General features: G+C 32.6%; 6 protein-coding genes and 1 pseudogene. 5 read left to right on the forward strand and 2 right to left on the reverse strand.

What is annotated here, in order from left to right; genetic code table 11:
* Positions 1 to 415 (forward strand): cation:dicarboxylate symporter family transporter (locus tag V7056_RS13020; RefSeq protein WP_499702555.1); only part of this gene is annotated, 415 nt, incomplete at its 5' end.
* A gap of 217 nt (positions 416 to 632) precedes the next feature.
* Here V7056_RS13020 and V7056_RS13025 read toward each other — a convergent pair.
* The gene (locus V7056_RS13025) at positions 633 to 1,010 is read right to left on the reverse strand and encodes a hypothetical protein (RefSeq protein ID WP_499702557.1); all 378 of its coding nucleotides are present in this window, start codon (positions 1,008 to 1,010) and stop codon (positions 633 to 635) included.
* Positions 1,011 to 1,217: 207 nt separating this feature from the next.
* On the opposite strand from V7056_RS13025, the gene V7056_RS13030 reads away from it, so the two are divergent.
* Together V7056_RS13030 and V7056_RS13035 are read left to right on the forward strand one after the other, a co-directional pair.
* Positions 1,218 to 2,177: a RelA/SpoT-related domain-containing protein gene (locus tag V7056_RS13030; protein WP_499702559.1), complete on the forward strand. Its 960-nt coding sequence runs from the start codon at positions 1,218 to 1,220 to the stop codon at positions 2,175 to 2,177.
* A 150-nt stretch (positions 2,178 to 2,327) separates the two neighbouring features.
* Positions 2,328 to 2,606, forward strand: a complete 279-nt coding sequence (locus V7056_RS13035) for a DUF3892 domain-containing protein (RefSeq protein WP_499702561.1) — start codon at positions 2,328 to 2,330, stop codon at positions 2,604 to 2,606.
* A gap of 119 nt (positions 2,607 to 2,725) precedes the next feature.
* Here the strand turns inward: V7056_RS13035 and V7056_RS13040 are convergent, their stop codons facing one another.
* On the reverse strand, positions 2,726 to 5,104 hold the full coding sequence (locus tag V7056_RS13040) for a bifunctional metallophosphatase/5'-nucleotidase (RefSeq protein ID WP_499702580.1): 2,379 nt from the start codon (positions 5,102 to 5,104) through the stop codon (positions 2,726 to 2,728).
* A gap of 587 nt (positions 5,105 to 5,691) precedes the next feature.
* On the opposite strand from V7056_RS13040, the gene V7056_RS13045 reads away from it, so the two are divergent.
* Both V7056_RS13045 and V7056_RS13050 read left to right on the forward strand, forming a co-directional pair.
* Positions 5,692 to 7,359 carry a DUF262 domain-containing protein gene (locus V7056_RS13045; protein ID WP_499702562.1) on the forward strand — a complete coding sequence of 556 codons (1,668 nt, stop codon included), beginning with the start codon at positions 5,692 to 5,694 and terminating at the stop codon, positions 7,357 to 7,359.
* A 158-nt stretch (positions 7,360 to 7,517) separates the two neighbouring features.
* A pseudogene (locus tag V7056_RS13050) lies at positions 7,518 to 8,446 on the forward strand (hypothetical protein); the annotation flags it as partial.

Here is an 8,446-nt window from a genome sequence, read left to right on the forward strand (position 1 = left end):
ACTAGGTTTAGATAAAGATACATATTCTGTATCAATTCCACTAGGTGCGACCATCAATATGGCTGGTGCAGCAGTTACAATTTCTGTGTTGACTCTTGCAGCGGTTCACACGCTTGGAATTCATGTAGATATCCCTACAGCAATCATCCTAAGTGTTCTGTCAGCTGTATGTGCTTGTGGAGCTTCAGGAGTTGCTGGAGGTTCCTTATTACTGATTCCTCTAGCTTGTAGTCTATTTGGAATTCCAACTGATGTTGCCATGCAGGTAGTTGGTGTAGGCTTTATCATAGGTGTTTTACAAGATTCCTTTGAAACTGCTCTAAATTCATCAACAGATGTACTTTTCACCGCAACTGCTGAATATCAGATGCAGTTGAAGGAAGGGAAAAAAGTTAATATCAATAAAATAGCATAAATAAGCAAAAGAAGGGTGCCCTCTATCTGGTGATAGGGGGTGCTTTTTTATTTCGAATCTGTACAGTGAACGATAGTAGTAATGATATGTATCTTTAAAATTTTAGGAAATCATAGATTAACATGATACGATGAACTGTACCATGTTAATCTGGCCCATGTAAGGTATCCAACTAAGATGTAAAAAGTATATGTCCTTACAATTTCATACAAATATCTTAACTTTGGCTTCTATTAATTCTGGACAATCTTGGTAGTCTAAATTGTTCCATTGCCTCTTCCAGAGTTTCAGCACCTTCGTTATGTTGTTCAGTAGATTCTAATACACTGTCTCTGATTCTACTATCACGGACTTTAATACCTTGTTGACCACCTAATTCATCATTGTTTCTACCAGCAATACCACTTCTACCATTGCCATCCGCAAATTGTGATCTATTATTTGCTGTTGAGCTATGGTCGACAGCTATTTGGCCGCCTTGGTTAGCATTTGCACCAACGTTTCTTAGGATCTGGCCGCCACCTTCAGCTCTTTGTTCAATATTGTCGCCAATATGAAAGTGGAATTCAACATTTACCTCTATCTTTTTTGCCAAAAGGATCATTCCCCCTTTCTCTTCATACTATAAATATTCAATATTTTTAGTTTTGATTAGACAGATTGATAGATAGTAGCCAATTTTTACAATTTTTTAATAGAATTGAGATGGATCAATAGAGAAGTTATCATAGATGAAGTATGCTAATATATAAAATATGGTAGGATATGGATAAATGTAATTGTTTTTATAAGGAGAAAATGTATGGACTTAATTGAAAATCAAAAAAGATTCTTTGAAAAATATAAAATAGATGAACAAGAATTTGTGCAGTATGCTTTAGGATGGGCCAACTATATTGACATATATCAGGATTACTTAGCTGAAATACCAAATCTTGAAACAGTCGCTTCATTTATATCAGAAATACTTCGGAAAAATCCTCAAATTCATACAGTGAAATCGAGAATAAAATATCCTGAACATCTGATTGAAAAAATCATACGAAAAACAATTAAAGGGAAAAAAAGCGACCCTACATATGAAATAAATGTATCAAATTATAAGTCCGAAATAGGGGATTTAATTGGAATAAGAGCACTACATTTATACAAACATCAAGCTGCAGACATCGACCAAACGATTCGAATGAATTGGAATTTACATGAAAAAGCGACAATCTATCATCGTCTTGGTGATTTAACAAATGAACAATATATTGATCAAGAAAACTTTCAATTTTTAGTGCACGATGCCGGCTACAGATCTTGGCACTATGTCATCAAATCGCAAATGACAAAAGTGAACTATCTAGCAGAAATACAAGTACGAACGATTTTCGAAGAAGGGTGGAGCGAAATCGATCATCAGCTAAGATATCCATATGACTTGGATAATAAAATATTAAATGAGCAGCTGTTAATCTTAAATAGAATTTCCGGTGGTGCTGATGAATTAGTAAATGCGATCCTTCACACAAAGATGAGCATCTATCAACAAGAGCAAGAAAAAGAAAACCGTGATCAACAAATTAAGGAGCTACTAAAAGAGATTACAGTTTTATCTGAAGAAGGAAAACTAAGTGCAGATGAAAAAATGTCTTTAGAAGAAAAGCTACTAAAATTAGAAGAGACTAAAGTTGTTACGGATTATAGTAATTTATATAATTATCGATCAATTGAGAGTCAGTTGAATCCGAAAACAATGCCTTGTGATGATAATTGAGATAGTGTACAAACCTTCTTTTACATTGTAGAAGAGGGTTTATTTTTATGCTAATAAATACTTCCAATAAGTATGAGTGTAAAGAAAAAGAATAAATATTACAGCCTCCATCCATACTAGACTTGAATACCTTACCTGGAGGTGCGCGAAATGAATTTTCAAAATCGCGGAGAAGGAAATCCCGAACATCATATTGACCCTAATAAATTACAAATCGTGGCTGTCCGAAAAAATGGTGATGGGGACATAGCGGAAGTGAAGTTCCAAAATGGCGAAACAGCAACAATCGAACAAGCCATTGTCATGGCAGAGCAGGATTTAATTGAAGATGTAAACACAGGTACAACACGAGGGCATCAACATAAAACGCTTCGTTCGTATCCAGATGGTGATCCGTCGAATAATTTGAGTAACTTACCATCATTTTAAAGATAAAAGAGTCACGATTAAACGTGGCTCGTTTTACGTAAAGATGTGTTTCATATTTCGAAGCCTGGTTTAAGTACAAAAAGACCCTGAAATTAGTTTTCAGGGTCTTTTCTTTTTGCTTATTTTACGACTACTTTTGTTACTTTACTTACATTACCGGCTTTATCTTTAGCAGTGAAGTACAGGATTGTACCAGATTTTTGTTTAGAAATTTTGAAAGTAAACAATCCTTTTTTGTTGCTAATTGCTTTATAAACTTTCTTACCAACTTTTAATTGTACAGAAGAACCTACTTCTGCTTTACCTACTAAACTAGTAGTAGTGCTTGTTACTTTTGTCACCAATACAGGTGCAGTTGGAGCAGTTTTGTCAACTACTTTTGTATTAACTGTAGGACTAGTATTGCCACCTTTGTCTACTACAGTTACAGATAAGGTAGTTCCTACTTTTAAAGTTTTCGTTAATGTCACTGTGTAAGTACCTTTATAGTTAGCGTTTGCTGTGCCCACTACAGTTTTACCAGATTTAACAGTTACTGTTGTACCTGCTTCTGCTTTTCCAGAAACCTTCAAGTCGTTGTCGTCTACTTGATTCACTACTGGTTTTGCAGGCGCGATAACATCTTTAACCTTAACTTGTGCATTACTTACATTTAGTTTAGCGTCACTTGCAATGACATTAATTGTTGTTCCAGCTTTTTGAACTGGAATGTCTACTGTAAAGTTTCCTTCTTTAGAAGCAGTAGTTGTACCGATTACTTTTCCATTTGCCTGTAGTTTAACTAGTGCATCAGCAAAAGCTTTACCTGTTACTTTTGTTGATTTGTTTGTCACTTCACCAACAACAGGAGTAGCCGGAGTTACTTCTACTAGTTGAACTCTACCTTCAACAGTTGAGCTTACTTGTCCTTTAAATGATTTGAAATAATTAACAAATGCATCTAAATCTACCAAACTTGTCACACGATCTTTCCCAGATTTCAGGACAGTAAAGCCGTCACCACCATCAGCCATAAAGTTATTTACAGTGATTGAATATTCTTTAGTTGGATCGATTTTAGAACCATCTGGAAGATAGATATCAAGTATTTTCTTACCGTAATCATTCTTATCAGTCCAAGTATATTGAAGACCAGCGATTGCCATGATTTTGTTATAACTTGGAGGAGCATTGAATTGTTGATTTAATAAAGCTCTTACTTGCTCTCCAGTAATCTTCATCGTAACTAAATCGTTACCGAATGGCTGAACTTTGAATAAATCTCCCCAAGTAATTGTCCCTTTTGGTAGTGGGTTACGAATACCACCAGCATTCATGAATGCAAAATCTGTGCCTGTTGTTACTTTCATTCCGTCAGCAATTAAGTTACCAAGTGCTGACTCACCACTTGGATTAGCTGCATTTGTTAAAATATCTGCTGTTTCACCCATTACTTGACTTGTAACTGGTTTGATATCGGCTTGATAACCATCAAGCTCAGCTTTAATTTTTGCATCAGGTGTAATTTTGCTATGTAGTGTATCAACAACCTCAGCCTTTGCTTCAACGATATCTTGTGTAGCTGGATCAATTGTTAATTCAACATCCGAGAATGCTGTTCCATATGACCATGATTGTACTAAAAGCTTACCATTTACTTTTGCGTTTAAAAGTTTATGATCATGTGCACCAAAAATCACGTCAACTGATGCGTCTGTTGCATTTGCAATGTCGACAACTCTTCCACTTGCATTTGATCCGTCTGCTAGAGAAGAACCAGGATTATGTGCAAGAACGACAATTGACTTAACACCTTTATCCGTTAATTCTTTTGCATATTTGTTAATAGCCGCAACTTCATCCGTAAATTTAACACCTTCAACACCTTTTGGCGATACAATCGTTGGCGTTTCAGTTGTTACAACTCCAATAAATCCAATCTTAGCTCCACCAACTTCTTTTACTACATATGGAGGTAAAATAGGTTCATTTTTATCGTCTACTACGTTTGCTACTACATAGTCCATTGTTGAACCAGTAAACTTGCCATATTTTGCTTCATATTTCTCTGTTTTCGGGTTGCTTCCACCATAGATTAGACGCTTCATTTCAGCAACGCCTTCATCAAATTCATGGTTACCGATTGTACCAACGTCAAATCCAAGTTCATTCATAAAACGAATCGTAGGCTCGTCTTGTAATAATGCAGATACTGGAGGACTTGCCCCAACAAGGTCACCAGCTTGAATCATAAGCGTATTCGCAGGGTTAGTAGCTTCTCTTTCTTTTAAATATGCAGCTAAATACTCGATACCACCAGAGTAATCAACTACTTTACCAGTTGAATCTTTAATAGATCTCCAAGTATCAAGCTGACCATGATAGTCGTTGATGCCTAATAATTGAACATGAATGTTTTCGTTTGTATCCGCTTTCACGGATTGAGTAGAAATATTTAGAGGAGCCATTGTAATGGCTAGCGCAGCTACTAGAGAACCATTAAACAGTCTCTTCTTAATGTTTTTTGAATTCTTTCTAATCACACGTTTTCCACCTTTCGACAAAATATTTTGTATTGCAAGAATATTTTACTAGTATTAAAGATAGATTAATAGACTTTTTTTGATTATTTTTTTGTGAAATATTTTTTTAGGTGGATTTTTGAATAAAAGTTAAGTTCATATAAAAAGGATAAGTGCCTGTGAAAAATTCATATACAGATGAATTCAAGCGAATTTTTATTATAGAGAACTTCAAATACATATATTTGAAGAATGCAAGTTTAATGTTTATATTATTGGTAATCAAAGTATAAGATTATCTTGCAAAAGAGGGTGTCAAGCATTTAGGAGAACCAGGATGTTGGTGGGTGTGAGAAATAAGATTTGAGCGTTTTAGTCTTCTAATGAAGGCTTTTTTATTTTGATGGAAAAAAGTAATCAGAAGTGGAAACAATTGGATCTATATAGAACGTTTTTATTGATTAATAACTCAAATTTTATTGTATAATTAGAAAGGTTATTTTAAAACTAATATTAATAATATTTCTTTAATTTGAAATATAATTAAGAAGAGGTTAATATTTTTTAGGGGTAGGGGAATCAAAGTGGCAATTAATAATTTTTCTTTTAAAAGTATAGGTTCATTCTTGCAGGATAATATTTACTATATTCCTGATTATCAAAGAGAATATTCGTGGGAAGAAATTCAAATTGATGATTTTTGGTTAGATTTAAAAAGCTTAATTGATGGTGATGAGCAAGATCATTTCTTTGGACAAATTGTTGTTCATAATGATGAAGATGATAATAAACGCTATATAATTGATGGTCAACAGAGAAGTACTACGTCAGTAATTTTCTTAAGTGTTTTAAATAGATTGTTCGAATCAATTTTTATGAATAATAAAAACTATATGGCAAGAGAAAATTCTGAAGACATTCGAATTAAATATATTGGAAGATGGTCTGAGCAGAAAGATGGTTTAAGATTAAAACTAGCTAATAAAGATAAGCATTATTTTATGAATAATATACAAATTGATACAGATGCAGAGCCCGAGGAACCAAATTCAAAATCTCAAAAAAGAATATATGAGGCATATAATTATTTTTATAACAAATTAACAAGTGAAATGGCTAATGCAGAAACATCAGAAGATAAGTTAAATATAATAAATGATTACTATTTTTGTTTTGTTAATAATTTTAAAGTGATGTATGTTGAAACAAATCAATTAGAGGAAGCTTTTATAATATTTGAGTCTCTTAATGCAAGAGGTAAGGGGTTAGAAACATCGGATCTTTTAAAGAATCATATTTTTAAAAATGCACGAACACAAATTGATGATGTTAAGAGTAAATGGGAGAAAATGCAATTTACCTTAGATAACGCAGATATTACAAAGTTTATTCGCCATTATTGGAATTCAAAAGAAGAATTCACAAGGACAGTATCTTTATATAAGAGAATTAAGAATAAGATTAATAATGAAAGAAAATGTATTAACTTAATAAGTGAATTAGAGAAGTTAGCACCGCTTTACAGTTCTATGAGTAATAAAGATGGAAACAATTACTTTAGTAATAAAAAGTTAAATAACAGTTTAAGTAATTTGAAGACATTTAACGCTAGTTCATTTTACCCTATATTATTAGCCATGCTAAATAAAGGTTATGATGAAGAGTCAATTTCATTAGTAGTTCGACAAATTGAAGTCTTGATTTTTAAAAACGTTATTATTTCAGGTAAAGTAGCAAATAAATACGAAATGCTTTTTGCAGACATTGCTTTAGATATTTCTAAAAATCTTGAACAGGATTTACAGAAGATTTTATTTAATATAAAGAAATTACAAGTTTCAAATGCTGAATTTGAGAGTGCATTTAAAATTGCAAAAATTACTAAGAAACCTATTATTCGTTATATATTTAGAGAAATTAATTCACTTTTTAATAATGAAGTAGCAATTATTGAGGATAATAATAAAATTCATATTGAACATATCATGCCAGAAAAGCCAGGACATTGGAAAATTGAAAAAGATACTCATGAGGAGTTTTTGTGGCGACTTGGAAATCTTACTTTATTAGGCGAAGAGTATAATAGAGAGATTTCTAATAAAACATTTGATAAAAAATTAGAAGTTTATAAGAAAAGTAGTATTAAGATTTCAAAAGACCTATCTGAATATAAGAAATGGGATGAGAATGAGATAAATAAAAGGCAAGAAGAGTTGGCAAAGTTAGCTATAACCGTTTGGAAAAGCATTTAAGAAAAACATCTAATGACCTTGGAGTGATCCTTGGTCTTTTTTTGAAGTGATTTTACCAAAGTATAATTAAGTTTGGGAGAGAGAATTACTTAAAGTGATTTTATAGGGATTGTTTTTATTATTTAATGTAAGAAATAAATATTGTTAAGGGGATTAGTATGAGCGATTTATGGAAGTTTTCGCAAATTCCTTATATTGAGGAATCTACGTTTAATAAAGTATTAGAAAGATTTTATAATTTTGGTATTTCAGGCCTTGTAAGAGAAAATGTTCAAAATTCCTTAGATGGGAAATTACCTGGCTCTAGTGACCCTGTAATAGTAAAGATAGAAACGGGTTCAATTAATCAACAGTTCATACCGGGGTTAGATGGAATAAAAGATAGAATTAATTGTCTAAAAGGTCGTAATACATACACCATAGAGACGATAAAACATATGGAAAACAAAATGGCTGATGAGATTGTCAATTACATTTCATTTGAAGATAGTAACACAAAGGGATTAAAAGGAGCGCTGAACGGTCAAAGTGATCGCACCGAAGATACTTGGAGTATATATGCATACAACAAAGGTGTTCACACAGTAGAAAATGATGCTAATTTAGAAAGCCAAAGAGGCGGTTCTCATGGAATAGGGAAAATAGCTTCAAATGCAGCGTCGGATCTGTATATGATGTATTTTGCTAACTGTGATGAAGATGGAAATCAACATCTAGGTGGAACTGTCCAGTTAATTGAGCATAAATTTGAGGGGAATTATTATCGTTCTACAGGTTATTTTACTGATGCAAAAAAGGTCGACACTCAAACTTCGAAGTTTTATCCATTTACAAATAATTTTCATGAAATTTTTAGAAAAGATAGTAGAGGGTTAAAAATTATTATTCCATTCTTGAGAGAACAGTTTAATGATGAAAAAGAGATTTTAAAAAGTGTATGTGATAGCTTCTTTGTTGCGATACTTCAAAAAAAATTAGAAGTCATCATCAATGGTAAAGTAATAAATAATGAAACAATCATCGAGTATATAGGAAATTCCGAGTATTATGTTCAAAGTATTCCAGATTTAAAGGAAGTCTTTACTCC

It is taken from the genome of Bacillus sp. JJ664 (genome assembly GCF_036962205.1).
Lineage (GTDB): Bacteria > Bacillota > Bacilli > Bacillales > Bacillaceae_G > Gottfriedia.

What these genes read in the sequence shown, in the direction of transcription:
- V7056_RS13030 (WP_499702559.1), top strand. Translation starts at nt 1,218, where the DNA reads ATGGACTTAATTGAAAATCAAAAAAGATTCTTTGAAAAATATAAAATA.
- V7056_RS13035 (WP_499702561.1), top strand. Translation starts at nt 2,328, where the DNA reads ATGAATTTTCAAAATCGCGGAGAAGGAAATCCCGAACATCATATTGAC.